Below are 25,547 nucleotides of genomic sequence, written 5' to 3'. Positions count from 1 at the left end.
CCGCGTCATCTCCGACCTGTGGCTTAGGCCGGGCGGTCCATGCGCACGGCAACGCCATGATCGGCCAGATATTGCTTGGCCTGGGGAATGGTGAAGGTGCCGAAATGGAAGATCGAGGCGGCCAGCACGGCGCTGGCATGGCCATCAACCACACCATCGACCAGATCCTGCAGCGATCCCACGCCCCCCGATGCGATCACCGGCACGGCCACAGTGTCGGCAATGGTGCGGGTCAGCTCGAGATCAAAGCCGGACTTGGTGCCGTCGCGATCCATCGAGGTCACCAGCAATTCGCCCGCGCCCCGCTCGACCATGCGGGCGGCAAATTCGACGGCGTCGACGCCGGTCGGCTTGCGGCCACCATGGGTGAAGATTTCCCAGGCCGAAACATTGTCGCCGCCCACGGCCTGGGTCAGGCGCTGCTTGGCATCGACCGAAACCACGATGCACTGATTGCCGAACTTGTCGGCCGCGCGGGCGATGAAATCGGGATCGTTCACGGCGGCGGAATTGATAGCCACCTTGTCGGCCCCGGCCAGCAGCAGCTTGCGGATATCGTCAATGCTACGCACCCCACCGCCCACAGTGAGAGGCATGAAGCAGTGTTCGGCGGTACGGGCGACAACGTCCAGAATGGTGTCGCGCCCCTCATGGGTGGCGGTGATGTCGAGAAAGGTCAGCTCGTCAGCACCCGCGGCGTCATAGGCCATGGCCGCCTCGACCGGGTCACCGGCATCGCGCAGATCGACAAAGTTGACGCCCTTGACGACACGGCCGTCCATGACATCGAGGCAGGGAATAAGGCGAGTCTTGAGGGTCACCGGCCGCGTCCTTTTTGATTTGCGCGTCCTCGCGCCTGCGGCGCTGCGGGCGACACGGGCATATCCATGACATGGAGGCAGGGGATAAGGCGGGTCTTCAGGGTCACGGACGCTGTTCCTTACGCTCTTGCCGCTTGCGCTTGAGCACGGCGAACACCGTGAAACCCAGCGAGAACAGCCACATCAAAAAGGCGAAGACGGCGATCAGCAGCGACCAGCTCGGTAGCCAGCTCATCAGCGCCGCATAACCCAATGCCAAGATGGGCACGATCGGCGCCAGATACCAGAGGAAGTTGACGTTCCTGATCAGCAGGGGGCGGGGGGCATTCATCAGCCAGCCGCCTTGAGCAGCGCCAGTGCTTCACGTGAATCAATGCGGCCATCATAGAGCGCGCGCCCCGAAATGGCGCCCTCGAGCACGGCGCAATCGGGCTGGGTCAGACGCTCGATATCGCTCATCGAGGCGAGGCCGCCCGAGGCGATCACCGGGATCGAGGTGGCGCGGGCCAGCTCGATGGTGGAATCCCAGTTGATGCCGGCCAGCACGCCGTCGCGATCAATATCGGTATAGATGATGGCAGCCACGCCCGCCCCTTCAAAGCGCTTGGCCAGTTCGATGATGGACAGCTCGGAGGTCTCGGCCCAGCCTTCAACGGCGACCATGCCCTTGCGCGCATCAATGCCGACGGCGACCTGACCGGGCCATTTGCTGGCGGCAGCCTTGACCAGTTCAGGATCGCGCACCGCAACGGTGCCCAGAATGACGCGGGCCAGACCCTTGTCGAGCCAGCTTTCGATATGGGCCAGGGTGCGGATACCACCGCCCAACTGGACCGGGAATTTCACGGCCTTGAGGATCGCTTCGACCGCCGCGCCATTGACGCTCTGCCCGGCAAAGGCGCCATTGAGATCGACGACGTGGAGATAGTCGAACCCCTGATCCTCAAAGCTCTTGGCCTGGGCGGCGGGATCATCGTTGAACACGGTGGCCTGCTCCATGTCGCCCAGCTTGAGGCGCACGCACTGACCGTCTTTCAGATCGATGGCAGGAAACAGGATCACGGCGTCCACCTCAGAAAATTCTCAATCAATTGCAGACCCAGCGCCTGGCTCTTTTCGGGATGGAACTGGGTGCCAAACATGTTGTCGCGGCCGACACAGGCGGTCAGCGGCCCACCATAATCGGTGGTCGCCAGCAGCGTGTCGGGGCTCTGCGTCACCAGGTGATAGGAGTGCACGAAATAGGCGTGCAACCCTTCCGGGCCATCGGGGATATTATCAAACAGCGGATGCGGGTGGGTGATGGAAATGGTGTTCCAGCCCATATGCGGCACCTTGAGCGCTGGGTCAGACGGTGTGATCGCCTGCACCGCACCGGGGATCCAGCCCAATCCCGCGGTCACGGTTTTCTCGCGGCCCTCGGATGCCATCAGCTGCATGCCGACGCAGACGCCCAGAAAGGGCGTGCCGCCCTTGATGACGCGTTCTTCGAGAACCTCTTCCATGCCGGGCACGGCATCGAGCCCCGCCTTGCAATCGGCAAAGGCGCCGACGCCGGGCAGCATGATGCGATCGGCCTGACGGACGCGCTCGGGATCAGCGGTCACTTCAATGGTGATGCCGCCCAACCCCTCGGCCATGCGTTCGAATGCCTTAGCGGCGGAATGCAGATTGCCGGCGCCGTAATCGATAATGGTGACAAGGCTCACGACAGGGCCTCCAATTGAGCAAGATCAGCACTGGCAGCGATACGGTCGCCGCGATGGCGCCAGCCGCGCCAGCTCAGGCCATGGCGGCGAAAGCCGGGGGCGGCGAAACCGAGCCAGATGGCGAGCAGGCCATAAAGCAGCAGCGCGGCGTCATCACCGATGAATCCGGCCAGGATGACCAGCGCGACAATTTTGAGACCGTAGGCCAGGCATTCCAGCCACAGGCCATGGCGCAGGAAAAATACCGGCGGCAGGACAGCGGCCAGCCAGGAGAATTTTTCCGGGACCGCGACAGGCAGGGCAGGCTTGCCCGGCTGGGGATCAAAAATGGCGTAAAGGGTCACACGTGGCTCCAGTCCCGCGACTGTCATCCCGGACGCTGGCCGGGGTGACACCGTGAATGAGGGTGGATTAGTGCAAAAGGGCCGAAAACAAAAGCCTAGAGCGTGCCCTTGGTGGAGGGGATGCGATCAGCGGTGCGCGGATCGATCTCCACGGCCACGCGCAGCGCCCGTGCCACCGCCTTGAACATCGACTCCGCCAGATGGTGGTTGTTGTCGGTGTAGAAGTTTTCGATGTGCAGCGTGATGCCGGCATTCATGGCAAAGGCCTGAAAAAATTCACGGAACAGCTCGGTGTCCATCTCGCCGACCTTGTCGCGGCTGAATTCGGCGCGGAACACCAGAAACGGGCGGCCGGACACATCAAGCGCGGCGCGGGTCAGCGTGCCGTCCATGGGCAGATCGGCCGAGGCATATCGACGAATGCCCTTTTTGTCGCCCAGCGCCTGAGCGATAGCCTGGCCCAATGCGATGCCGACATCTTCCACCGTGTGGTGAAAATCGATGTGCAGATCGCCCGAGCAGGCCACGTCCATATCGATCAGGGAATGGCGGCTGAGCTGATCAAGCATGTGATCGAAAAAGCCGACGCCGGTCGCCATGGTGTGCGCACCGGTGCCATCGAGATTGATCGTGACCTTGATTTCGGTCTCGTTGGTCTTGCGGGCAATGGTCGCGGTACGCATGGGCTGTTCTCATCAAAGTTCGGCGCTGTCCTAGCAGATAAGGGCAAACGCATAAAGATTGCGTTGCCGTGGGGATCTGGGTGCCGCTGGCTCGCCCCTCTCCCTGGCAGACAGGATGCAGGCGACGGCCAGACTGCGCGAACCGAAAAAAATATTCATCTAATCCCCACCCTCAAGACTCCGTGCCATCATAGCCCCGTTCCCGCCAGTCACCGGCCCCAACGCAGGGTCGGGCGGGGAGACCGGGGGATGGGGGCGCCCGTCCAGTGGGGCAAGCGGCAGTCGCGTCTGAAACACCGGCGCAGGCTGAACCGCCCCCCGCACAAAACCGGCTCGTGACGGGCGGCCCTTGGCTCCCCATTGTCTGTTTCAGTTGAGTCAACGGCCGCCCGTTACCGTGCACCGCGACGCCAACGAGGCGCGGCGGGGTTTTGGCGCGTCGGTTGCATTCCGGGCTGAGGCTCCTAAATATCACTCAACAGTTCTGGAGTATTTTTTCCATCATGAGTGACTCTGCATTCCCCGGCTGGCACGGGACAACGATCGTGTCGGTACGCAAGGGCAACAAGGTTGTGGTGGCTGGCGATGGCCAGGTGTCCATGGGCCAGACCGTCATGAAGCATGGCGCCAAGAAGGTGCGGCGGCTGGCGGGCGGCAAGGTGATCGGCGGCTTTGCCGGATCGACCGCTGATGCCTTCACCCTGTTTGAAAGACTTGAAGCCCGGCTTGAGCAATATCCCGACCAATTGATGCGTGCCGCGGTCGAGCTGGCCAAGGACTGGCGTACCGATCGCTATCTGCGCAAGCTGGAGGCGATGATGATCGTGGCCGACAAGAAGGACACGCTGGTGCTGACCGGCACGGGCGATGTGCTGACCCCCGATCATGGCGTTACCGCGATTGGCTCGGGCGGCAATTATGCGCTGAGTGCTGCGCTGGCGCTGCATCAGGGCACCGAGATGGACGCCGAAGAAGTGGCGCGACGCGCCATGTCGATCGCCGAGCAGATCTGCGTTTACACCAATGGCAGCGTGACGCTGGAAACCATCGAGCTGGACGCGTGAGCTACGCCATCCGGCGCCTGACACCGGCCGATGTCGAGGCTTACCGCGCCATACGGCTCGAAGCCCTGACCAATCATCCCGAAGCCTTTGGCAGTGCGGCCGAGGATTTCGTGCTGCACGCCATCACCGATCTCGAAGCGGTGCTGGAAAAGCTGGTGTTCTTTGGCGGGCTGACCCCGGATGGCGAACTGGTCGGGATCATGGCCTTTGACGTCAGCCAGGGGCGGCAGGCGCACCGGGCCTGGGTGATCCAGGTCTATGTGCGGCCGCACATGCGCGGCACGGGCTGCGCCGCGGCGCTGCTGGATGCGGTGATCGATTACGCCAGAGGCGAGGTCAAACAGCTCCACCTCAGCGTCGCCGCACACAACGCCCCGGCCCTTCGCCTCTACGAAAAGGCAGGCTTTGAAATCTACGGCACCGATCCGCGCTTCATGGCGGTGAATGGCCGCTATATCGACGAACATTTGATGGTGCGCTTGCTCGATAAGGCACCAGGAAAGACAGACCAATGAGTGAGACCAATTTTTCGCCTCGTGAGATCGTCAGTGAGCTGGACCGCAATATCGTTGGCCAGAATGACGCCAAGCGCGCTGTCGCGGTGGCGCTGCGCAATCGCTGGCGCCGGCAGCAGCTGCCACCCGAACTGCGCCGCGAGGTCAGCCCCAAGAATATCCTGATGATCGGGCCGACCGGCGTCGGCAAGACCGAGATTTCGCGTCGTCTGGCCCGTCTGGCCCAGGCCCCGTTCATCAAGGTGGAAGCCACCAAGTTCACCGAGGTGGGCTATGTCGGCCGCGATGTCGAACAGATCATCCGCGATCTGGTGGAAGCCGGGATTGCCGTTTTGCGCGACAAGCGCCGGGCCGATGTACAGGCCCAGGCGCACCAGAATGCCGAAGACCGCGTGCTTGAAGCGCTGGTGGGCAATTCGGCGACGCCCGCAACCCGCGATTCGTTCCGCAAGAAGCTGCGCAATAACGAACTCGATGACAGCGAAATCGAGATCGAAATGACGCCACCGGCCAGCAGCGGGGGCTTTGATATCCCCGGCATGCCCAATGGCGGCATCGGCATGATCAATCTGAGCGACATGTTCAAATCGGCCATGGGCGGGCGCGGCGTCAAACGCAAGATCAAGGTCAAGGATGCCTATGAGCCGCTGATCGCCGAAGAGGCGGACAAGCTGCTTGATCAGGACCAGCTGAAAAGCGAAGCCATCGAGCTGGTGGAGAACCACGGCATCGTGTTCATCGACGAAATCGACAAGGTGGCTCACCGCGAAGGCGGGGCACAGGGCGGTCCGTCGCGTGAAGGCGTGCAGCGCGATCTGCTGCCGCTGATCGAGGGCACCACCGTCTCGACCAAATATGGCCCGGTCAATACCGACCACATCCTGTTCATCGCCTCGGGCGCTTTCCACGTGTCCAAGCCCAGCGATCTGCTGCCCGAATTGCAGGGCCGCCTGCCGATCCGGGTGGAGCTCAAGGCGCTGACGCGTGGCGATTTCATCCGCATCCTCAACGATACCGAGGCCAGCCTGATCAAGCAGTATATCGCGCTGATGGGCACTGAAGGGGTGACGCTTGAATTCAGCCAGGATGCCATTGAGGCAATTGCCGACGCGGCGGTGCTGGTCAACGATACGGTCGAGAATATCGGCGCCCGGCGTCTGATGACCGTGATGGAACGACTGGTAGAAGACATCAGCTTTGATGCCCCCGACAAGCATGGTCAGACCATCAGCATCGACGCGGCCTTCGTGGCTGAAAAGGTCGGCGCGCTGGCTGGTGATACCGATCTGAGCAAGTTCGTATTGTAGCCGACGAACCCGTCACAAATGCGATGTCACCCCGGCGCAGGCCGGGATGACATCGTGGGTCAAGCGAGGAACGAGAAAACTCAGCGCTTGCGGGAGGCCCGGCGGGCGAGTTCGTCGCGCAGGGCGTGCAGATCCTCGGCATCAAGCCGGGCAATATCGGCAGCCAGCCGATTGGTCAGCTCGGTGGCTTCGGGCAGCATGCCGCCGGTATCGATGGTAATCTTGGGGTCGCTGATTTCGGCCAGCCGCTGCAGCTCTTCGGCCTCATCCCAAATGACATTGAAAAAGGCGATGATACGGTGCAGCAAAAAGCCGGTGGGCTTGCCGCGATGGCCATGCTCGAGCGCCGAAAGATAGGCGCTAGAGACATTGAGCGCGGCGGCCATTTCCTTGAGGGAAATGCCGCGCTCCTCGCGCAATTGGCGGATACGGGCACCCAATGGGGTCATCGGCGACGCAGGCGCACATACCACGCCCCCTCCCCACCATGGCTGCGCGCGGCGGCCGACCAACCCGACACCAGCGGCGCCAGAGACGGCTCGTTAAGCCAGATGGGCAGCATGGTGCGCAAAATGCCCCGACCGGTCATGGCGGCGATATAATCATCATCGGATTTCAGGCCCTTGCCGGTAATCACCAGAATGGTACGGGCGCCCTGAGCCACCTTGGCCTGGACAAATCTGTGCAGCGCAGAGCGGGCCTCGGCCTGGGTCATGTCATGCAGATCGATCTTGCCGTCAATCTCGATGCGGCCGCGACCCAGCTTTTTGCGGATCGAGGGATCAACCGCCTTGTCGGGCGGCGCGCTATTGGCCTGAGGGGCCTGATAGGGGGGCAGGAACGGCTCGCGCGGCGCCTGGCGCTTGGGCGCGGCCTTGCCATTGGCCGGGGCCTGCCGTGGTGGTTCCTCAGCGGGCAGGGGCAGGGGGCCGGTGCCCAGCTTGAGCAGCCCCTTGCGCCGCAGCGGATCGACCGTCGCGGCGACGGCCGTCCAGAGATGAAAGTCATGCGGCAGGCGCCGGGGATCACGCTTAGACATGAGTCATGAACCCGCCGCGCCGCTTTCGGTTCAGTCGAGCTGGCTGGTGGAAACGACTTTCCAGTTGGGGTCGCGCGATTTGGGATTGCGCGCAAAGGTCCATTCATCGGCGATGGTCTGGACCTGATCGGCATTGCCATCAACCAGATTGCCGTCTTTGTCGCGGGTCGCCGAGACTACTTCGGCGTGGAAGCGCACGGTCAGCGTGACGGTCTTCTTGTCGAATTCAGCGTCGGAATATTCGACCTTGGGCAGACCCACAAAGGTGAAATCAACAGTCTGGCCAGCGGCCTCGCGCTCGGTGATGGCGCTCTGGAAGCCTTCATAGACGTCCTTTTCGAGCAGGTTCTTCAGCGTTGCCCGATCGCCGGTGGCGTAGCCGGTCACGATCATCTCATAGGCCTGCTTGGCACCATCGAGAAAGGATTTGGGCGTGAAGGTCGGATCGGCGTCAGCCACTTCCTTGAAGCCGGCGGCCAGTTCAGCATCGCCATGGGAGAACTGTTCGATCTCAGCCTCAACCTTGCGGGCGCGGCGTTCCTCATCAAGCTCGGGGGCAGCCGTGCCCTTGGGACGCAGCGGCACCACGGTGTCTTCATTGGCCGGGGTGTCGCTGGGCTTGCGGCGCTCAAGCGGTGGGCGCTCGGTGCCGGTGCGGGTGCCCAATACGGAGCGCAGCCGGAACAGCACGAAAACCGCGATAGCGATCACGATGAGAGTGGGCAGATCGAAGAATTCGTCCATTGAGCAATGCACCTTACCGTCGACTACGTCGGAAAATGACGCGGGAGCGCTCGCTGAGCGCCAGATTTGAACTATATATAGGCAAAGCCTCACCCCAAAACCAGTTCACGATGGGGTAAACGCCGTTTTGCCGCGCTTTGCGCGAGAAGGAAACCCGACCTTGGCCCGATTTTTTGCTCTTAGCCTGCTTGTGTTGCCCATTATCGAGATCGCGATCTTCATCAAGGTGGGGCAGACCATCGGCCTGTTTCCTACGCTGGCGCTGATTATAGGCGCAGCGCTGCTTGGTGGGGTGGTGCTGCGCCTGCAGGGGCTGCAGGTGCTCGGCCAGCTGCGCAACAATGTCAGCACCGGCAAATTGCCCGGCCGCACCATTGCCGACGCCATGATGATCGGGCTGGCCGCGCTGCTATTGATTCTGCCGGGCTTTCTGAGTGACTTCGTGGCGCTGGGCCTGCTGCTGCCGCCGGTGCGCAGCTGGATCTATGCGGGGCTGGCCAGTCGGTTCACCGTGGTCAGCGCCACCAGCAGCTATCGCCGCTCTGATCAACCCGATGAACCCCGCGTTGGCGGCCCCGGCGTGATTGATCTGGACGACGACGATTACCGCCCACAGTAACCCTTAGGGGTGGCTCGCGCTTGTGGCCTCACCCCAAAGATGGTAGCCAGCTGCAACGTTTTTTCGACAAAGGAACCGTCTATGACTGACGAGACCCAGGGCGACGCAACAGCCCAGGCCAACACGCCCTCGATGAACATGGTGGGCCAGTATATCCGTGATCTGTCCTTCGAAAATCCCGGCGCACCCGGTTCGATCATGGCGGGCGGCGGCAACCCGGCCTTCAACGTCTCGATTTCGGTCGCGGTCAAGAAGCAGACCGACGAAGTCTATGCCGTTGAGCTGACGCTCAATGCCAAGGCCAATCGCGAAGAGACAGTGCTGTTCAATGTCGAACTGATCTATGGCGGCGTGTTCCGTCTGCAGAATGTGCCCGAGGCAACTCTGAGCCAGCTGCTGATGATCGAATGCCCACGCCTGATCTTCCCGTTTGCCCGCCAGGTGCTGGCCAGCGTGACCCAGCAGGGTGGCTTCCCGCCACTGATGATGGAGCCCGTCGATTTTGCTGCCATCTACCGGCAGAACCTGGCCAAGCTGGCTGCCCAGCAGGGCGCTGCACCGCTGGCCACGCCAGATGGCGCCGACAAGCCCAACTGATCGGTCCCTGATCGCTGAATATGAATTTGAAGAGCCCCGGATCACTCCGGGGTTTTTTGTTGGCTGGTATCAGGAGGCCGAAACGACGTCCTGGCGGTATTTCTGCCAGATGGCGTCGTCACCGAGCTTGCCGATGAAGGCGGCATGGGCCTCAGCTTCGGCCTGGGTCAGCCGGCTTGGCAGCGGCGTTGGCCGCGCGGTGGCGGTGACGCGGGTGGCGATGGCATCAGCGCCCGACACATTGCTTTCGGCGATCAGGGCGAGACTGACCTGCTTGCCGCCCAGCAGCTCGAGATAGACCTCGGCCAGGATTTCGCTATCGAGCAGGGCCCCATGCAGCGTGCGGCGCGAATTGTCGATACCGTAGTGCTTGCACATCGCATCAAGGCTGACACGGGCACCCGGGTGCTTCTGGCGCGCCAGCATGACTGTGTCGATGACCCGATTGGCTAATGGCTTGTGGCCGGCGCGTTCCAGCTCGGCATTGAGAAAGCCCATATCGAAAGGCGCGTTATGGATGACCAGTGTGGCGTCGCCGATAAACGCCTGAAAATCGCTGACCACGTCCCCAAACAAGGCCTTGTCGGCAAGGAATTCCTCGCTCAGCCCGTGCACGCGGAACGCCTCTTCGGGCATGGAGCGCTGCGGGTTGATATAGACGTGGTAGTGATTGCCCGAGGGAATGTGGTTGATCAGCTCAACGCAGCCGATTTCAACCAGACGGTCGCCCGAAGCGGGGGACAGGCCGGTGGTTTCGGTATCGAGGACGATCTCGCGGTTCATTTAGCTGGCATCCCTGGCGCGAATTGCAGCCACCAGAGCGGCGACCATCTCGCGGGTCTCTTCGATCGGCATGGCGGTATCAAACAGATAGCTCGCCCGTGCCTTCTTTTCGGCCTGTGGCATCTGGCGGGCAAGGATGGTGTCGAGCTTTTCCCCGCTCATTGCTGGACGCGCCAGGGCACGTTGTCGCTGGATGGCGGGATCGACCCAGGTCACCGCAACTGCGTCAAAACCATAGTCGAAGCCGCTTTCAAACAGCAGGGGGACCTCAACAACTGCCAGCTTGTGACCCTGCGCCTGAGCGTCTTCGAAAAACCGGGCAATGCGCTCGCGCACCAGGGGGTGCACGATGGCTTCAAGGCGCGCAAAGCCAGATGGATCGGCCGTCAGCGCGCGCGACAGGGCTGCCTTGTCGATGGCGCCATCGCGTGCCGTGCCGGGAAACAGCGCCTCGATCGGGGCCACTGCCTGGCCTCTATAGAGCTCGGCCACGGCCTGATCGGCAGAAAATACCGGAACACCGAGATCACCAAAGGCCTGCAACACAGTGGATTTGCCGGTAGCGATCGAGCCGGTCACTCCAATGCGCCACATGCTCAATGCTCCAGCGCCGCTTCAATCGTCGCGCGCAGGGCCGGTGTCACATTAGGGCGCACGCCGAACCAGGCACTGAACCCCGGCACGGCCTGATGCAGCAGCATCCCCAGCCCATCGACCGTTCTGAGGCCACGAGCGCGGGCATCGGCCAGCAAGGGAGTTACCAGCGGCACATAGACAATATCGGTGATCAGCGCGTCGTCAGGCAAGTGGTCGAGGGCCAGATCCTTAAACCGGGTGCCGTGCATGCCGATCGAGGTGGTATTGACGACAAGGCCCGCACCCGGCGCCAGGGCGTTGAAATCGCCCAGCGCACCGGCGGTGATGGCCCCACCAATTTCTCTTGCCAGCTTGTCAGCGGTGGCACGGGTGCGATTGAGCAGGTGAACAGGGATGTTGCGGCTCTTGAGCGCCACCAGAATGGCCCGGGCAGCCCCGCCAGCCCCCATCACGATAGCCGGGCGGCCGGCACGGTCCCAACCGGGCGCGCCGGCGTCCAGATTGCCCAGAAAGCCGAGATAGTCGGTATTGGTGCCATGCACCTGGCCATTGTTGACCACCAGCGTATTGACCGCGCCAATGGTGGTGGCGAGGGGATCAATGCTGTCGCAAAGGGCGAACACGGCTTCCTTGTGCGGGATAGTGACATTGCCGCCGGCAAATTCGCCACTGCGCAGGCGTTGGAAGAAGGCTGGCAAATCGGCGGGCGCCACATCGATCGCTTCATAGCTGCCGGCAATGGCGTGTTGCGCCAGCCAGTTGCCATGGATCAGGGGCGAGCGCGAGTGATTGATCGGATGACCGATGACAAAGGCTTTGATGATCACTGCAGCGTCTCGGGGGCAATCATGCGCAGCGCCGCCAGCAATCGCAGCAGGGGCAGGCCCAGAATGGTGAAATAGTCGCCAACCACCTTGTCGAACAGACGAATGGAGGGCCCTTCGAGCCGATAGCCGCCGACCGAGGCCAGAATGGCGTCGCCTTCGCGATCGAGCACATCGTCGCGCTCCTGGGCGGTGAACTCGCGCATGGTCAGCTCAGCGGTCTGAATGTCGGACCACAGCAGGACATCATCGCGGACCAGTGTCACCGCCGCATGCAGACGATGGGTCTTGCCACGCAGATGGTCGAGCTGGGTGGCGGCATCATGGCGGTCAGTGGGCTTGTGCAAAAGCTCGGTGCCCAGGCTCAATGTCTGGTCGGCACCGATCACAATGGCGCCGGGATGGGTTTTGGCGACCGCCTCAGCCTTGTGTCTGGCCAGCAGGAGGGCGACATCACGGCCATCGCCGCCGGCAGCAATGGCGGCCGTTTCCAGTGCCCGCTCATCAATGGCAGCGGGGGCGGTGGAAAAACCCAGTCCGGCCTGCTCTAGCAGTGCTTTGCGGGTGGTGCTCTTGGACGCAAGGATCAGCATGGCTAGCATGTTTTCCACACTGTCATCCCCAGCTCAAGCCCAAGCTGTGACAATGACTCATGACTTTGGCTGATCGGCAAACTTGTTCGACTTGGTTACCAATCTATTAACAGTTCGGCCCGGCCCCTGTCTGCCGGGGGGCTATGGATAGCTCTGGGGATAACCCATGCGGAACGTTATTCGCCTGCCAAGCGGTTTTGCACACGCGCGCAGCGAATCGTTGACTCCGGAGTCGGCCCGTTAAGCTTTCGTTAAGACCTGTTAAGGACTGGTAACCATGTGCGGGCACCGACAGTGTTAACACCGTCTTAACCATGGGGCTGCGCGCTTGTGCCACGAGCCAGGGTGATTGTGGATGGCCATGAATTGCCTCAAAACACCGCCATGATAATACAAATACTAAGTCAGAAAGACTCTTTAGGGGTTTTGGAAGGAAGTCAGGCGTGACCGTTAAACCATTGCTGGCAACCGTGCTCGGTGAGCGCCAGGCACGACCGCCCATCTGGATCATGCGTCAGGCCGGACGCTATCTGCCTGAGTATCGGGCAACGCGCGCCCAATCCAAGGGGTTCCTTGATCTCTGCTATACCCCCGAGCTGGCGATTGAAGTCTCGCTGCAGCCGCTTCGCCGGTTTGATCTCGATGCAGCGATCATGTTCTCGGACATTCTGGTGATCCCCGATGCGCTGGGCCAGTCGGTTCGCTTCGCGCAGGGCGAAGGACCCATTCTCGACCCGATCGATGAAACCAGTATCGCTTCGCTGACGCCGGAGAAGGCTCTGGATCATCTGGCACCCGTGCTGGAGACCCTGAAGGGGTTACGAGCAGCGCTGGCGCCTGAAAAGACCCTGATCGGCTTCTGCGGGTCTCCCTGGACCGTGGCGACCTATATGATCGGCGGTCGTGGATCGACTGATCAGGCCGCGGCGCGACTGTTCGCCGTGCGTCACCCGGAAGCTTTTGGTCAGCTGATGGATATTCTGGTGCAGACCAGTATCGATTATCTGGTGGCCCAGTTTGCAGCGGGTGCCGATGTGGTGCAGCTGTTTGAGAGCTGGGCCCTTAATCTGGATGATCAGGCTTTTGACGAGCGGGTGATCAATCCCAATCGCCGAATTGTCGAAGGCGTACGCGCCAAGGTGCCAAATGCGCCCATTATCGGTTTTCCGAGGGGTGCTGCGGGCAATCTGGCGCGCTATGCAGCCGCGACCGGGGTCAATGCGCTGGGTCTGGACTATGCAACGCCGCTGGATTTTGCAGCCAGGTACCTGCCCAAGGATCTGCCGGTTCAGGGCAATCTCGATCCACTGCGCCTGGTGGCCGGCGGCGCGCAGATGGACAACCGGATTGACGCGATCATTGAGGCCTTCAGCGACAGGCCACACATTTTCAATCTCGGTCATGGCATTGTGCCAGAAACACCTATCGAGAATGTCGCCCGGCTGATCGAGCGGGTCAAAAACGGCTAAATCTGCTGAACTGTTGAGGAGTTGGCGAGCATGGAATGGGTCAAGGCCGCGCATGTGCTTTCGGTGATCGCCTGGATGGCGGGGATGATGTACCTGCCAAGGCTGTTTGTTTATCACGCTGACGCGGCGGTGGGCTCGGACAAATCCGAGACCTTCAAGGTCATGGAAAGACGGCTTTATCGGGGAATTATCACCCCGGCCATGCTGGCCACCTGGATCTTTGGCTTGTGGCTGGCCTTCGGGTTCGGACTGGTCGATTTTTCCCAGGGCTGGATGTGGGTTAAAGCGGTGATGGTTATCGCCCTGAGTGGCGTGCACGGGTTTTACGGCAGCCTGCTGCGGGGCTTCGCCCAAGACCGCAATACCCGCAGTCACAAATTCTACCGGGCGATCAATGAAATTCCCTTCGTTCTGGCAATCATCATCGTGATCATGGTGATCGTTCGGCCATTCTAAAATCGCTGTTTCACGTGAATCTGGCGGTTGGGCGACGGTTCAACCTTGAAACAACCGCCAGATCGGGTTATGTGGCTTTTAACGCATCCCATTTCACAAGCTGACCCGCCCGGGTCGCTGCGCGGTGCCTACCCTCCCAAATAGACTAGTCGTCCAGATTTCCCTCAAGGGTTTATCGATTACATGCAGAATATGAAGCTCAGTGAGCTCAAGGCCAAATCCCCGGCCGAATTGCTGGTGTTCGCCGAAGAACACGAGGTCGAAAACGCTTCGACCATGCGCAAACAGGAATTGATGTTTGCCATTCTCAAGGAACTGGCCGCCCAGGAAGTGGACATCACCGGCGAAGGCGTCGTTGAGATCCTGCCCGACGGGTTCGGTTTTCTGCGCTCCCCGGACGCAAACTATCTGCCCGGTCCCGACGATATCTATGTGAGCCCCTCGCAAATTCGTCGCTTTGGTCTGCGGACCGGCGACACGGTTGAAGGCCAGATCCGGTCTCCCAAGGATGGCGAGCGCTATTTTGCGCTGCTCAAGGTCAACACCATCAATTTCGAGGATCCTGAGGCGGTTCGCCACAAGGTCAACTTCGACAACCTCACCCCGCTTTATCCTGAAGAACGCCTCCGCATGGAGATGCCCGATCCGACCGTCAAAGATCGTTCGGCGCGCCTACTGGATTTGGTGGCACCATTGGGCAAGGGCCAGCGCGCTTTGATTGTTGCGCCGCCACGTACCGGTAAGACGGTACTGTTGCAGAATATTGCACAATCAATCGCCGCCAATCACCCTGAATGCTATCTGATCGTATTGCTGATCGACGAACGGCCAGAAGAAGTGACCGATATGCAGCGCTCGGTGCGCGGCGAAGTCATCTCCTCGACCTTCGATGAACCTGCCAGCCGACACGTGCAGGTCGCTGAAATGGTGATTGAAAAGGCCAAGCGCCTCGTTGAACACAAGCATGACGTGGTGATTCTGCTCGATTCAATCACCCGCCTGGGCCGCGCCTACAACACTGTGGTGCCATCGTCGGGCAAGGTGTTGACCGGTGGTGTAGATGCCAACGCCCTGCAGCGTCCGAAGCGTTTCTTCGGTGCCGCCCGCAACATCGAAGACGGTGGCTCGCTGACCATTATCTCCACTGCGCTGATCGATACCGGCTCACGTATGGATGAAGTGATCTTTGAAGAATTCAAGGGTACCGGCAATTCGGAAATCATTCTGGATCGCAAGGTTGCTGATAAGCGTATCTTCCCTGCCATCGACATCACCAAGTCGGGCACGCGCAAGGAAGAGCTGCTGATCGAACCCGATATTCTCAAGAAGATGTACGTGTTGCGTCGTATCCTCAATCCAATGGGGACGATTGATGCCATGGAATTCCTGATGGACAAGGTTCGTCAGACCAAAACGAATTCCGACTTCTTCGACTCGATGAACACCTAACAGCCATGGGCGTGTTGCTGATTGCTGCCGCCCATGACCTGGCCTGATCGAGATGCGGTCGGGCGACACAATTGTGGCGTTGTCCTCCGGGGCACCGCCTTCGGGGGTGGCGGTCATCCGCCTTTCGGGTCCCGATGTTGCGACAATCATCAAAAGCGTCGCTGGTGGCCTGCCAGAGCCCCGCCGATTGAGCTTGCGCCCCATCGGGGACCAATCGCTGCTTGATCGCGGCCTAGTCGCCTATTTTCCAGCACCGCACAGTTTTACCGGCGAAGATTGCGCAGAATTGCAGGTGCATGGTTCGCCAGCCGGTGTGCGCGCTATCCTCAAGCTCCTGACAACCCAAGGTGCTCGCCTGGCCGAAGCTGGCGAGTTCACCCGTCGGGCATTTGAAAACGGCAAACTCGATCTGGTCGAGATCGAAGGCCTGGGCGATCTGCTTGAGGCAGAAACAGAGAACCAGCGCCGTCAGGCGCTTGCCCGGTTTGAAGGCGGTCTGAGCCAGCATGTCGACAGCTGGCGCCATCAACTGCTGGATCTACGCGCCGAGATCGAGGCACGGCTCGATTTTTCCGACGAAGGTGATGTCAGCGATGCCTTGCCGCAAAGCTTCGGCTCCAGCATTGCGACCCTTCAAAGCGATATCGGTCTGGCGTTGGCATCAGCCGAGCATGGTCGGGTGGTGCGCGAAGGTATTCGCGTGGCGCTCGCGGGCGCCCCTAATGCCGGAAAATCCAGCCTACTCAATGCTCTGGCGCGATCCGACATTGCCATTGTGACAGATGAAGCTGGCACCACGCGCGACGTTCGTGAAGTCCCATTGGACATTCACGGTCAACTCTACATCCTTCTCGACCTAGCGGGGCTGCGTGAGACGGATAGCAAAGCGGAAGCGGAGGGCGTACGGCGCGCCCGACATGCAATCAGCCAAGCTGATATCGTCTTATGGCTATCTGCGCCCGATATTGAGGACACCGATAGTGCGTTGAGGGCCGGGGCGGATCTACGTATCGGGACCAAGGAAGACATAGGCGCCGCGCCCGACGTTGATCATCTGGTTTCGGTAGCTACAGGTGCGGGCCTGACCGAATTACTCGCAGCGATCGAGTCAATTGGGCGCACCATTATGGGCGGCGAGCCCGCATTGATCAGCCGCGCCCGCGACCGGGTCGCACTGGCGAGCGCCATCGACGCACTGGATAGTGCCCAGACGCAGCTTGAGGTCCCTGAAATCGCGGCTGAAAGCCTTAGATTGGCCTCTCAGTCGCTGGAACGATTACTGGGGCGAGTGGACGCCGAACGCGTGTTGGACCGGCTGTTTTCCAGTTTCTGCATCGGCAAATGATTCACGTGAAACACTGCCATGCTTGGTGCGGAATTGATTCACGTGAAACATTGGCCTATTGAGCCCGTCTGGAGATCAGACCTATGAATGATTACGCGGTCATCGTCGTTGGGGGCGGTCACGCCGGCTGTGAAGCCGCGGCGGCATCGGCACGCCTGGGCGTCCCGACAGCGCTGGTCACCCACAAATTTGCAACCATCGGCGAAATGAGCTGCAATCCCGCTATTGGTGGTCTGGGGAAGGGCCACCTCGTTCGCGAGATCGATGCGCTCGATGGTCTGATGGGCCATGTCGCCGACGCAGCCGGTATCCAGTTCCGTGTGCTCAATCGCCGCAAGGGTCCGGCGGTACGCGGACCACGAGCGCAGGCGGATCGAAAGCTGTATCGCAATGCGATGCAGGCGGCGATTTCGCGCCAGGCCAATCTAACGGTAATCGAAGGCGAAGTTGACGATATTGTCGTCAGCGATGGTATCGTTACCGGTGTCAAGTTACTTGACGGCCGCGCTCTCGGCACTAAGGCTGTGGTCCTCACAACCGGTACCTTTTTGCGCGGGCTGATCCACCGCGGTGAGCAAACCACGCCGGCGGGTCGCATGGGTGAAGCACCGGTCCTGGGATTATCGACGCGCCTTGAAGCGATGGGGCTGCAGCTCGGGCGTCTCAAGACAGGTACACCGGCGCGCCTGGATGGTAGCACCATTGATTTCTCGGTACTTGAGGATCAGCCCGGCGATACGCCAGCTGAGCCGTTCTCCGCGATGACGCAGGCGATCACCACCCCCCAGGTCAGTTGCCACATCACACGAACGACCGCAGAAACGCACAAGATCATTTCGGACAATCTGCACCGCTCAGCGATGTATTCGGGCAAGATCAGCAGCCGCGGGCCGCGCTACTGTCCCTCGATCGAAGACAAGGTTGTTCGTTTTGCCGATCGCGACAGTCATCAGATCTTCCTCGAGCCAGAGGGACTGGATGACACCACGATCTATCCCAATGGCCTGTCGACATCCCTGCCAGCGGATGTGCAAGAAGCGTTTCTGCGTTCGATGCCCGGTCTGGAAAATGTGAAGATCGTTCGCCCGGGCTATGCGATTGAGTATGACTATGTTGATCCGCGCGAACTGCGTCCGACGCTGGAGGTCAAGCGTCAGCCCGGGCTGTATCTGGCTGGGCAGATTAACGGAACAACGGGCTATGAAGAGGCGGGTGCGCAGGGGTTGCTGGCGGGTGCCAATGCAGCACTGGCATCAGCGGGGCGTGAGCGTCTCATGCTGTCGCGCACCGAAAGCTATCTTGGCGTGATGGTGGATGATCTGGTAACGCGGGGGGTAAGCGAACCGTACCGCATGTTTACCTCCCGAGCCGAGTTCCGCCTGCACTTGCGTGCCGATAATGCCGATCAACGGCTTACGCCTCTGGGAATTGCTACCGGCTTGGTGGGTGAGGAGCGAACCGCTCTATTTACGGCAAAGGCCAAGGCCTTGGCCAAAGGCATGCGCTTGCTGACGTCCTTATCGACAACGCCCAGCGCGGCGCGAAAAGCAGGTATTGCAGTCAACGAAGACGGTAAATCACGGTCGGCGTTTGATCTGCTGTCCTATCCGGACGTCGACCCAACAGATGTCAGCCGGCTTTGGCCCGAGATCGGACAAATTGCGCCGGTTGTGATCGAACAATTGGTCGTCGATGCCCAGTATGCGGTCTATCTCGATCGACAGCGGGACGATATTGATGCGGTCCGCAGAGACGAACAAAAACCTATTCCCGATAGTATCGATTATGAGGCTATCCCCGGCCTGTCGATGGAACTTCGCCAGAAGTTGGACCAGTATCGCCCACAGACAATAGCCCAGGCGCAAGCCATGGACGGCATGACGCCTGCAGCCGTCACGTTGCTGCTAGCCGTGATCCGTCGTGGCGAATTGCGAAAGGCGAGCTAATGGCAGATTATTCGGCAATAGCCCCCTACACCCCCTATTTTGCGCGGGGCCTGGATGAGGTTGGCGCGGATCTGGAATCCTATGCTGCGCTGCTGCGGAAATGGCAGAGTGTACAGAATCTTGTTTCACGTGAAACACTGGATGAAGTCTGGACGCGGCATTTCGCAGACAGTCTGCAGGTGCTTAAGCTACTGACGGAAACCGATCAGTCATTTCTGGACTTCGGTAGCGGCGGGGGGCTGCCGGCGCTGCCGTTGGCGATCGCCCTTAAAGGGTCGAATCGGCAGTTCACCCTGATTGAACCGAATGGCCGTAAGGTCAGCTTCTTGCGGACAGTAGCACGGGAGCTTGGCTTGCTGGTGAGTGTCGAGGGACGTCGCACGGATCAGGTTGATTCACGTGAAACACCAGCCCCGGACGTCATCACCACGCGGGCTTTGGCCTCCTTGCCGCAGCTCTGTAGCTGGATGCAGCCCTTTGTGACGCCGAAAACCCGGGCGATTCTGCACAAAGGCCGGGAACATGTTGAAGAACTCGCGGAAACGGGTGCGCTGTGGGACTTTAACGTGGTATTAACGCCTAGCGACACCGATCGAAGCGGTGTTTTGCTTACGCTTTCGGATTTGAAAGCGAAATCAGTAAGTTAGCGGCGAACGAGCTGGAGGCCGATAGTGGCGCCCCGTATCCTGACACTGGCCAATCAAAAGGGTGGCGTGGGTAAGACCACGACGGCCATCAACCTTGCCACGGCATTGGCTGCCATCGGCGAACGCGTCCTGATCGTGGACCTTGACCCGCAGGGCAATGCGTCCACGGGGCTGGGCATTTCGCGGACGGATCGCGAGGTTTCATCCTATGATCTGCTGGTCGGCGAAGCGACGGTCGCCGAAGCAGCCATCATGACCAGCGTTCCCAACGTGGCCATTGTGCCCTCGACGATGGATTTGCTCGGCGTTGAGCTGACCATTGCAGAACATGGGGATCGTGCCTTCAAACTGCGTAATGCGTTCAAGCAGCTTGGTGATTTGACGATCAATGAGAAGCCGGTCTCCTATATCCTGATTGATTGCCCCCCATCACTGAACCTGTTGACGGTGAACTCTCTGGTCGCAGCAGACGCGGTGCTTGTGCCGCTGCAGTGTGAGTTTTTCGCGCTGGAGGGTCTTAGCCAGCTGCTGCAGACCATCGAGCAGATTCGCTCGACGCTCAATCCACGGCTGTCGATCCAGGGTGTGGTGATGACCATGTTCGACAAGCGCAATAATCTGAGTGAACAGGTGCTGCACGACGTGCGCAGCGAAATGGGGTCGCTGGTCTATGACACGGTCATTCCACGCAATGTCCGCTTGTCGGAGGCGCCCTCCTATGGCAAGCCCGCTTTGCTTTATGATTTGAAATGTGCCGGCAGCCAGGCCTATTTGCGGCTGGCAACCGAAGTGATCCGCCGCGAGCGGCAGCTCAACGCGGCATAGGAGCCCGTCCATGAACGAAAAACCCACACGTCTTGGCCGCGGGCTGGCCGCCCTGATTGGCGATATGGCCACTGTCGAGGGTGCACGCGTCACCGAATCGGGCGGAATCAAGCGCCTACCGGTTGATTTCATCATCGCTAACCGGTCCAATCCCCGCCGCACCTTCAATGACGAGCAGCTGGAAGAACTCACGAACTCGATTCGCGAGAAGGGTGTGATGCAGCCCCTGCTGGTGCGTCCGAGCGACGATCCCAACATCTTTGAGCTGATCGCGGGTGAACGCCGGTGGCGCGCCTCGCAGCGCGCTGGACTGCATGACGTACCCGTTATCATTCGCGACGTGAATGACAAGGAAGCGCTTGAACTCGCGATTATCGAGAATGTGCAGCGTGCCGATCTCAATCCGCTCGAAGAAGCTATGGGTTATGGTCAACTGATCGAACAGTTTGAATATACCCAGCAGGATCTGGCCCAGGTGATCGGCAAGAGCCGCTCTCACGTGGCCAATACGCTGCGTCTGCTGCGCCTCCCCGAAGACGTGCGTGAAATGGTGTCGAGTGGATCGCTGACGGCCGGTCATGCGCGGACGCTGATTACGGCTGAGGATCCGGCTACGCTGGCGCGGCAGATCGTGTCCGGGGGGTTGTCGGTGCGGGATGCAGAGGCATTGAGCCAGCAGCGCGACATTGCCGGGACAAAGAAACCCAGTGCATCGGCGAGCGTGCGAGACCCGGATACCGTGGCGCTTGAGCGGCGTCTGGCAGATGCCCTGGGTCTGTCGGTTTCGCTTTCACACGGCGATCGTGGCGGCAAGCTTGAAATACGCTACAAGACGCTGGAGCAGCTTGATGGTATCTGCCTCAAGCTGACCGGCTCGAACTAGTTTCACGTGAAACGCTGCGGCGGGCCTAGCGGGCCGCTGCCATCATGCATATCGCCAGCAAGGTGCGCCGCAAGGCCGGTTCGGCCAGACCCGGCCGGCGGCGGGTGTCGGCGGTCGTCTGCAGAATGCGGGCGCTTGCCGTCGCCAGCGCATTATCGGACCAGAGTCGCAATTGCTGCTCTAGAGCGCCAATGCGGGAGAAGTGTGGCTTGGGGCGTTGGCCGTCCAGCACGGCCCGCGGCGCCTTCCCGGCATCCACTTCGGTCCGCCAACGGCGCAAATTATCAAAATGAATCATACACATACGCAGTAATCGCTGCGGATCAACGGCTGACGACAGGGCGCGATTGAGCGCCAGTTCGAGCCGCTCGGCATGGCCGCCGCCAGTTGCGTCCAGAATGGCGTCTATCACCAGCATACCGTTATCGGCACAGAGCAATAGCACGTCCTCGCGTGAAAGCTCCTTGCTCGCGGCAGCGTAGAGGCAGAGCTTTTCGAGTTCGCGACGGGTGATTTCGCGATCATTACCGAGGATTTCGCGCAGTGTACCGACGACGTCGGCGTCCACACGAATACCCTGTTGGTTGAACGTGTCTCGTATAAGGGCCGCCAGCGCCTCATCGCTGTCGGGATAGCAAGGAAGGGCCCGGCCGTTCTTTGCAGCCTCCACAAGGGCTCGCAGGGCGTCTCTGGGAGGGAGATTGCCAGCCTCGAGCACGATAGAGGCGCCTTGCATATCGTCACGCAGTTCAGTGAGGGTCATAACCAGTGACTTGCCCGCGCCACGGACACGGACAATACGCTTGCCGCCAAACAGGGAGATGGTCTTCGCTTCGACTGCGAGAATAGATGGATCAGCATCAACTTCGGAACCATCCAGGGTCACGATGCTGGCCTGTTCGGGGTCGTCGCCGCTCAATTTTCGGATCAGGCGCTGTGCTGTCTCGCGTACCAGACCGGCATCAGGCCCGTAGGCCAGGAAGATACCCTCATCAACGTCCGGGCGCGTGAGAAAGCGTGCAACCTCATGGGCCTTCAGTGCCGCCATTAGCGGTTCAGACCTGCCAAAACGGCCAAACGCAATGATTCGGCAGCGCCTCTGGCGGCGCGTTCTACCGCTTCATCGGCGGCGGCATTATCAGCCACGATCTGGCCCGAGCGGGTATAGTTCGCCGACGCAGTCCGGGTGAAGCTGCGCGCCTCGGCGTCGCTGCCGTCGCGTGCCGTAATTGTCAGGGTCGCGGTGACCTTAACCTCAACCGGAATGGCGGGGCTGGGGTTACCGGTAACCAGCATGTCGCCGCCACCGGCACTCGCCGAGACGGTGGCGAGCGGGGCGGTTTCCGAGGTCGATTCGCCCAAGCGCAGGGCTAGTTCTTGATAGATCAGCTGTTCGAGGCGATTAGCAGGCTTGGCATAGGCGAGGTTCAGCGAAGGCTGGCTCGCCAAGGTGCCACTATAGACCGGGGAGAAGCTGCAGCCGCCCAGCGCCGCACCGATGCCGAGCATGAAACCAGCCAGAACCGTGCGGCGAAGCGCGTTAGACAACGACATTGACGATCCTGTCCGGGACGATGACGATCTTTTTTGGAGCCTTGCCGTCAAGAATGCGGATAATCTCGTCCATAGACAAGACAAGTTTCTCCACTTCGGCGGCCGGCATGCCCTTGGCAACAGTGATTTCGCCGCGGCGCTTGCCGTTGAACTGGATGGGCAGCGTCACATCATTGTCGACGAGAAGGCTCTCATCGACGTCAGGCCAGGGGGCGTCGGCCACAAGGCCAGTCTTGCCCAGGGCTTCCCAGCAGGTTTCGGCCAGATGCGGCATCATCGGCGCAATCAACTGGATCAGGTGGGAAACACCAAGCTCCAGTGCCGCCAGGCGGCTGGCAGGTGCCACGGCGCAAATACCTTCGGCCCGCACCAAAGCGTTGGTGAGTTCATAGATCTGGGCCACAGCGCGGTTAAAGCGCAGGCCTTCGATATCGGCGCCGACATTGTGCACCGCGCGATGGATGATCTTGCGCAGCGCCAGCCCCTCGTCGTCGTCTTTTACGCGAACAGTCTGGGAAGACTGTTTAACGATCTCGATCGTTTCACCAACCAGACGCCAGACGCGCTGCTGGAAGCGGCTGGCGCCTTCGACGCCGGATTCGGTCCACTGCACATCGCGCTCCGGGGGAGAATCCGAAAGCATGAACCAGCGCGCGGTATCGGCGCCATAGGTCGCGACGATCTCATCGGGGTCGATGACGTTTTTCTTGGATTTGCTCATTTTTTCGACCGAGCCGATGGCAATCGCCTCGCCCGATTTGAGGTGCTTGGCGCTACGCGTTTCGCCATTGGTCTCGACCACAATATCGGCCGGCGCCACCCATTCGCCCTTGGGCGACTTATAGGTTTCGTGGGTGACCATGCCCTGGGTGAACAGGCCCTTGAACGGCTCGTCGAGCCCCACATGGCCCGTCGCCTTCATGGCGCGCGTGAAATAGCGCGAATAGAGCAGGTGCAGGATCGCATGCTCGACGCCACCAATATACTGATCGACCGGTAGCCAGCGATTGGCAATCTCGGGCACGGTTGGCGTCGCCGCATGCGGTGCGGTGAAGCGGGTATAGTACCAGGACGAATCCACAAAGGTGTCCATGGTATCGGTTTCACGCCGCGCTGCGCCGCCGCATTGCGGACAGTTGACGTGCTTCCAGGTGGGGTGATGATCAAGCGCATTGCCGGGTTTGTCGAAGCTGACATCCTCAGGCAGCACGACAGGAAGATCCTTCTTGGGCACGGGCAGGGTGCCACAGACCTCGCAATGGATCACGGGGATCGGGCAACCCCAATAGCGCTGGCGAGAGACACCCCAGTCGCGCAGACGGTAATTGACCTCGACCGTGCCCTGCGGCTTGCCGTCGACGGTGCGGGCCTCGAAATGGGCCGCTGCGGCCTTTTTGGCCTCGTCAATGGTCAGTCCATCCAGAAAGCCGGAATTGAAGATGGTGCCGGCATCGGTAAAGGCTTCGTTGGCGACGGCAAAGCTCGCGGCATCGGCGCCGCTGGGCAGCACCACGGGCTTGACCGGCAGGTCATAACGGCGCGCGAAATCCAGATCGCGCTGATCATGGGCAGGACAGCCGAAAATGGCGCCGGTGCCGTAATCCATCAATACGAAATTGGCGACATAGACGGGCAGAGTAGCGCCCTCGATCACCGGGTGCTGCACGTGCAGGCCGGTGAAGACGCCTTTTTTCTCTGCCTTTTCAAGGGTTTCTGTCGCAGTGCCCTGAGCATGGCACTCAGCGATGAAGGCGGTCAGTTCGGCATTGTCGGCAGCCAGCTGGGTGGCCAGCGGATGATCGGCTGAGAGCGCGATGAAAGAGGCGCCAAAGATGGTGTCGGGACGGGTGGTGAAAACCTCGATCGACTTGGCGTTGGTCTGATTGCCCTCAACCAGTGCGAACAGCAGGCGCAGGCCTTCGGACTTGCCGATCCAGTTACGCTGCATGACGCGTACTTTTTCAGGCCATTCGGTGAGCGTATCAAGCCCGGCGAGCAGATCCTCGGCAAAATCGGAAATCTTGAAGAACCACTGGGTCAGTTCGCGCTGTTCCACAGGGGCGCCCGAGCGCCAGCCCTTACCGTCAATGACCTGCTCATTGGCCAGCACGGTCATGTCGATGGGGTCCCAGTTGACCTTGGACTGTTTGCGCGTGACCAGGCCCGCTTCCATCATGTCGATGAACATGGCCTGCTGGTGCTGGTAGTATTCCGGCTCGCAGGTGGCGATCTCGCGGGTCCAGTCGATCGCCAGACCCATGGACTGCAACTGTGCCTTCATCGAGGCGATATTCTGGCGCGTCCAGGTGCCCGGATGGGTGTTGCGCTCGATTGCGGCGTTTTCCGCTGGCAGACCGAACGCATCCCAACCCATGGGATGGAGCACATTCTTGCCCTTGGCGCGGTGATAGCGCGCTACCACATCGCCCATGGAGTAGTTGCGGACATGACCCATGTGGATGCGCCCCGAAGGGTAGGGGAACATCTCAAGGACGTAATAGGGTTCGCGCGGGTCATCATTGGATGTGACAAAGCTTTTGGCCTGATCCCAGACCTGCTGCCATTTGGGTTCCATCTCGCGCGGATTGTAGCGTTCGCCGCTCACTTGGCTCGTCCTCGGGTGAATGTCGCAATGCACGCTGGAAGGTCCAGAGCGGCTTGCGTTTATGGGGGATTTTGTCTACCGGACCATCACCAGAAATACCCCGCTAGGTCAACAGGAACAGGGCGAAAG

General features: G+C 60.6%; 29 protein-coding genes. 13 read left to right on the top strand and 16 right to left on the bottom strand.

Annotated elements, in window-relative coordinates:
• Positions 1–23: 23 nt before the first annotated feature.
• The 6 genes from hisF to hisB form a co-directional block, all read right to left on the bottom strand.
• Complete coding sequence (gene hisF / locus KD146_RS16905; protein WP_212660001.1) at positions 24–821, bottom strand: imidazole glycerol phosphate synthase subunit HisF; 798 nt, start codon at positions 819–821, stop codon at positions 24–26.
• 103 nt (positions 822–924) lie between these two features.
• Positions 925–1,152: a hypothetical protein gene (locus KD146_RS16900; RefSeq protein ID WP_212660000.1), complete on the bottom strand. Its 228-nt coding sequence runs from the start codon at positions 1,150–1,152 to the stop codon at positions 925–927.
• A complete protein-coding gene (gene hisA / locus KD146_RS16895; RefSeq protein ID WP_212659999.1) occupies positions 1,152–1,883 on the bottom strand; it encodes a 1-(5-phosphoribosyl)-5-[(5-phosphoribosylamino)methylideneamino]imidazole-4-carboxamide isomerase in 732 nt (243 codons plus the stop codon). The genes KD146_RS16900 and hisA overlap by 1 nt, the downstream gene beginning before the upstream one ends.
• Positions 1,880–2,530: an imidazole glycerol phosphate synthase subunit HisH gene (hisH, locus tag KD146_RS16890; RefSeq protein ID WP_212659998.1), complete on the bottom strand. Its 651-nt coding sequence runs from the start codon at positions 2,528–2,530 to the stop codon at positions 1,880–1,882. Before hisH ends, hisA begins: the two co-directional genes overlap by 4 nt.
• Entirely contained in the window at positions 2,527–2,874 is a 348-nt protein-coding gene (locus KD146_RS16885; protein WP_212659997.1) for a DUF2628 domain-containing protein, read from the bottom strand. Before KD146_RS16885 ends, hisH begins: the two co-directional genes overlap by 4 nt.
• 95 nt (positions 2,875–2,969) lie before the next feature.
• Entirely contained in the window at positions 2,970–3,557 is a 588-nt protein-coding gene (gene hisB / locus KD146_RS16880; RefSeq protein ID WP_212659996.1) for an imidazoleglycerol-phosphate dehydratase HisB, read from the bottom strand.
• A 503-nt stretch (positions 3,558–4,060) separates the two neighbouring features.
• On the opposite strand from hisB, the gene hslV reads away from it, so the two are divergent.
• The 3 genes from hslV to hslU are packed head-to-tail and all read left to right on the top strand — an operon-like array spanning position 4,061 to position 6,443.
• Positions 4,061–4,621 carry an ATP-dependent protease subunit HslV gene (hslV, locus tag KD146_RS16875; RefSeq protein ID WP_212659995.1) on the top strand — a complete coding sequence of 187 codons (561 nt, stop codon included), beginning with the start codon at positions 4,061–4,063 and terminating at the stop codon, positions 4,619–4,621.
• Positions 4,618–5,136, top strand: a complete 519-nt coding sequence (locus tag KD146_RS16870; protein ID WP_212659994.1) for a GNAT family N-acetyltransferase — start codon at positions 4,618–4,620, stop codon at positions 5,134–5,136. Before hslV ends, KD146_RS16870 begins: the two co-directional genes overlap by 4 nt.
• Complete coding sequence (gene hslU, locus KD146_RS16865; RefSeq protein ID WP_212659993.1) at positions 5,133–6,443, top strand: ATP-dependent protease ATPase subunit HslU; 1,311 nt, start codon at positions 5,133–5,135, stop codon at positions 6,441–6,443. Before KD146_RS16870 ends, hslU begins: the two co-directional genes overlap by 4 nt.
• 80 nt (positions 6,444–6,523) lie before the next feature.
• Here hslU and KD146_RS16860 read toward each other — a convergent pair whose 3' ends face one another.
• The 3 genes from KD146_RS16860 to KD146_RS16850 are packed head-to-tail and all read right to left on the bottom strand — an operon-like array spanning position 6,524 to position 8,226.
• Positions 6,524–6,892 carry a helix-turn-helix domain-containing protein gene (locus KD146_RS16860; RefSeq protein ID WP_212659992.1) on the bottom strand — a complete coding sequence of 123 codons (369 nt, stop codon included), beginning with the start codon at positions 6,890–6,892 and terminating at the stop codon, positions 6,524–6,526.
• Positions 6,889–7,482: a Smr/MutS family protein gene (locus KD146_RS16855; protein WP_212659991.1), complete on the bottom strand. Its 594-nt coding sequence runs from the start codon at positions 7,480–7,482 to the stop codon at positions 6,889–6,891. The genes KD146_RS16860 and KD146_RS16855 overlap by 4 nt, the downstream gene beginning before the upstream one ends.
• A gap of 30 nt (positions 7,483–7,512) precedes the next feature.
• Positions 7,513–8,226 (bottom strand): Tim44/TimA family putative adaptor protein, encoded by a 714-nt coding sequence (locus KD146_RS16850; RefSeq protein WP_212659990.1) that lies wholly within the window; start codon positions 8,224–8,226, stop codon positions 7,513–7,515.
• A gap of 160 nt (positions 8,227–8,386) precedes the next feature.
• On the opposite strand from KD146_RS16850, the gene KD146_RS16845 reads away from it, so the two are divergent.
• Positions 8,387–8,845 (top strand): FxsA family protein, encoded by a 459-nt coding sequence (locus tag KD146_RS16845; protein WP_212659989.1) that lies wholly within the window; start codon positions 8,387–8,389, stop codon positions 8,843–8,845.
• Between the two features lie 81 nt (positions 8,846–8,926).
• Positions 8,927–9,442: a protein-export chaperone SecB gene (gene secB, locus KD146_RS16840; RefSeq protein WP_212659988.1), complete on the top strand. Its 516-nt coding sequence runs from the start codon at positions 8,927–8,929 to the stop codon at positions 9,440–9,442.
• A 69-nt stretch (positions 9,443–9,511) separates the two neighbouring features.
• Here secB and dnaQ read toward each other — a convergent pair whose 3' ends face one another.
• Genes dnaQ through KD146_RS16820 form a run of 4 tightly spaced genes read right to left on the bottom strand, consistent with a single transcriptional unit; the run spans position 9,512 to position 12,248 of the window.
• Complete coding sequence (dnaQ, locus tag KD146_RS16835; protein WP_212659987.1) at positions 9,512–10,225, bottom strand: DNA polymerase III subunit epsilon; 714 nt, start codon at positions 10,223–10,225, stop codon at positions 9,512–9,514.
• On the bottom strand, positions 10,226–10,819 hold the full coding sequence (coaE, locus tag KD146_RS16830) for a dephospho-CoA kinase (protein ID WP_212659986.1): 594 nt from the start codon (positions 10,817–10,819) through the stop codon (positions 10,226–10,228).
• Between the two features lie 2 nt (positions 10,820–10,821).
• A complete protein-coding gene (locus tag KD146_RS16825) occupies positions 10,822–11,649 on the bottom strand; it encodes a shikimate dehydrogenase (protein WP_427857118.1) in 828 nt (275 codons plus the stop codon).
• Positions 11,646–12,248: a Maf family protein gene (locus tag KD146_RS16820; RefSeq protein WP_212660090.1), complete on the bottom strand. Its 603-nt coding sequence runs from the start codon at positions 12,246–12,248 to the stop codon at positions 11,646–11,648. The genes KD146_RS16825 and KD146_RS16820 overlap by 4 nt, the downstream gene beginning before the upstream one ends.
• 434 nt (positions 12,249–12,682) lie before the next feature.
• On the opposite strand from KD146_RS16820, the gene hemE reads away from it, so the two are divergent.
• The 8 genes from hemE (at position 12,683) to KD146_RS16780 (ending at position 21,259) form a co-directional block, all read left to right on the top strand.
• Positions 12,683–13,708, top strand: a complete 1,026-nt coding sequence (hemE, locus tag KD146_RS16815) for a uroporphyrinogen decarboxylase (RefSeq protein WP_212659985.1) — start codon at positions 12,683–12,685, stop codon at positions 13,706–13,708.
• 30 nt (positions 13,709–13,738) lie between these two features.
• Positions 13,739–14,164, top strand: a complete 426-nt coding sequence (hemJ, locus tag KD146_RS16810) for a protoporphyrinogen oxidase HemJ (protein WP_212659984.1) — start codon at positions 13,739–13,741, stop codon at positions 14,162–14,164.
• Positions 14,165–14,347: 183 nt separating this feature from the next.
• Positions 14,348–15,613 (top strand): transcription termination factor Rho, encoded by a 1,266-nt coding sequence (gene rho, locus KD146_RS16805; protein WP_212659983.1) that lies wholly within the window; start codon positions 14,348–14,350, stop codon positions 15,611–15,613.
• A 52-nt stretch (positions 15,614–15,665) separates the two neighbouring features.
• Positions 15,666–16,958 (top strand): tRNA uridine-5-carboxymethylaminomethyl(34) synthesis GTPase MnmE, encoded by a 1,293-nt coding sequence (gene mnmE / locus KD146_RS16800; protein ID WP_249327936.1) that lies wholly within the window; start codon positions 15,666–15,668, stop codon positions 16,956–16,958.
• Positions 16,959–17,041: 83 nt separating this feature from the next.
• A complete protein-coding gene (mnmG, locus tag KD146_RS16795; protein ID WP_212659982.1) occupies positions 17,042–18,904 on the top strand; it encodes a tRNA uridine-5-carboxymethylaminomethyl(34) synthesis enzyme MnmG in 1,863 nt (620 codons plus the stop codon).
• The gene (gene rsmG, locus KD146_RS16790; RefSeq protein ID WP_212659981.1) at positions 18,904–19,551 is read left to right on the top strand and encodes a 16S rRNA (guanine(527)-N(7))-methyltransferase RsmG; all 648 of its coding nucleotides are present in this window, start codon (positions 18,904–18,906) and stop codon (positions 19,549–19,551) included. Before mnmG ends, rsmG begins: the two co-directional genes overlap by 1 nt.
• Positions 19,552–19,575: 24 nt before the next feature.
• Entirely contained in the window at positions 19,576–20,376 is an 801-nt protein-coding gene (locus KD146_RS16785; RefSeq protein WP_212659980.1) for a ParA family protein, read from the top strand.
• A 10-nt stretch (positions 20,377–20,386) separates the two neighbouring features.
• Positions 20,387–21,259, top strand: coding sequence for a ParB/RepB/Spo0J family partition protein (locus tag KD146_RS16780; protein WP_212659979.1), 873 nt, complete (start codon positions 20,387–20,389; stop codon positions 21,257–21,259).
• Positions 21,260–21,284: 25 nt separating this feature from the next.
• Here KD146_RS16780 and holA read toward each other — a convergent pair whose 3' ends face one another.
• Genes holA through leuS form a run of 3 tightly spaced genes read right to left on the bottom strand, consistent with a single transcriptional unit; the run spans position 21,285 to position 25,418 of the window.
• Positions 21,285–22,307: a DNA polymerase III subunit delta gene (gene holA, locus KD146_RS16775; protein WP_212659978.1), complete on the bottom strand. Its 1,023-nt coding sequence runs from the start codon at positions 22,305–22,307 to the stop codon at positions 21,285–21,287.
• Complete coding sequence (locus KD146_RS16770; protein ID WP_212659977.1) at positions 22,307–22,813, bottom strand: hypothetical protein; 507 nt, start codon at positions 22,811–22,813, stop codon at positions 22,307–22,309. Before KD146_RS16770 ends, holA begins: the two co-directional genes overlap by 1 nt.
• Positions 22,800–25,418, bottom strand: a complete 2,619-nt coding sequence (gene leuS, locus KD146_RS16765; protein ID WP_212659976.1) for a leucine--tRNA ligase — start codon at positions 25,416–25,418, stop codon at positions 22,800–22,802. The genes KD146_RS16770 and leuS overlap by 14 nt, the downstream gene beginning before the upstream one ends.
• Between the last annotated feature and the right edge of the window lie 129 nt (positions 25,419–25,547).

The organism is Devosia litorisediminis, from assembly GCF_018334155.1.
GTDB classification, from domain to species: domain Bacteria; phylum Pseudomonadota; class Alphaproteobacteria; order Rhizobiales; family Devosiaceae; genus Devosia; species Devosia litorisediminis.
The sequence above is the reverse complement of the archived record's forward strand: the minus strand, read 5'-3'. Positions and strand labels throughout refer to the sequence as shown.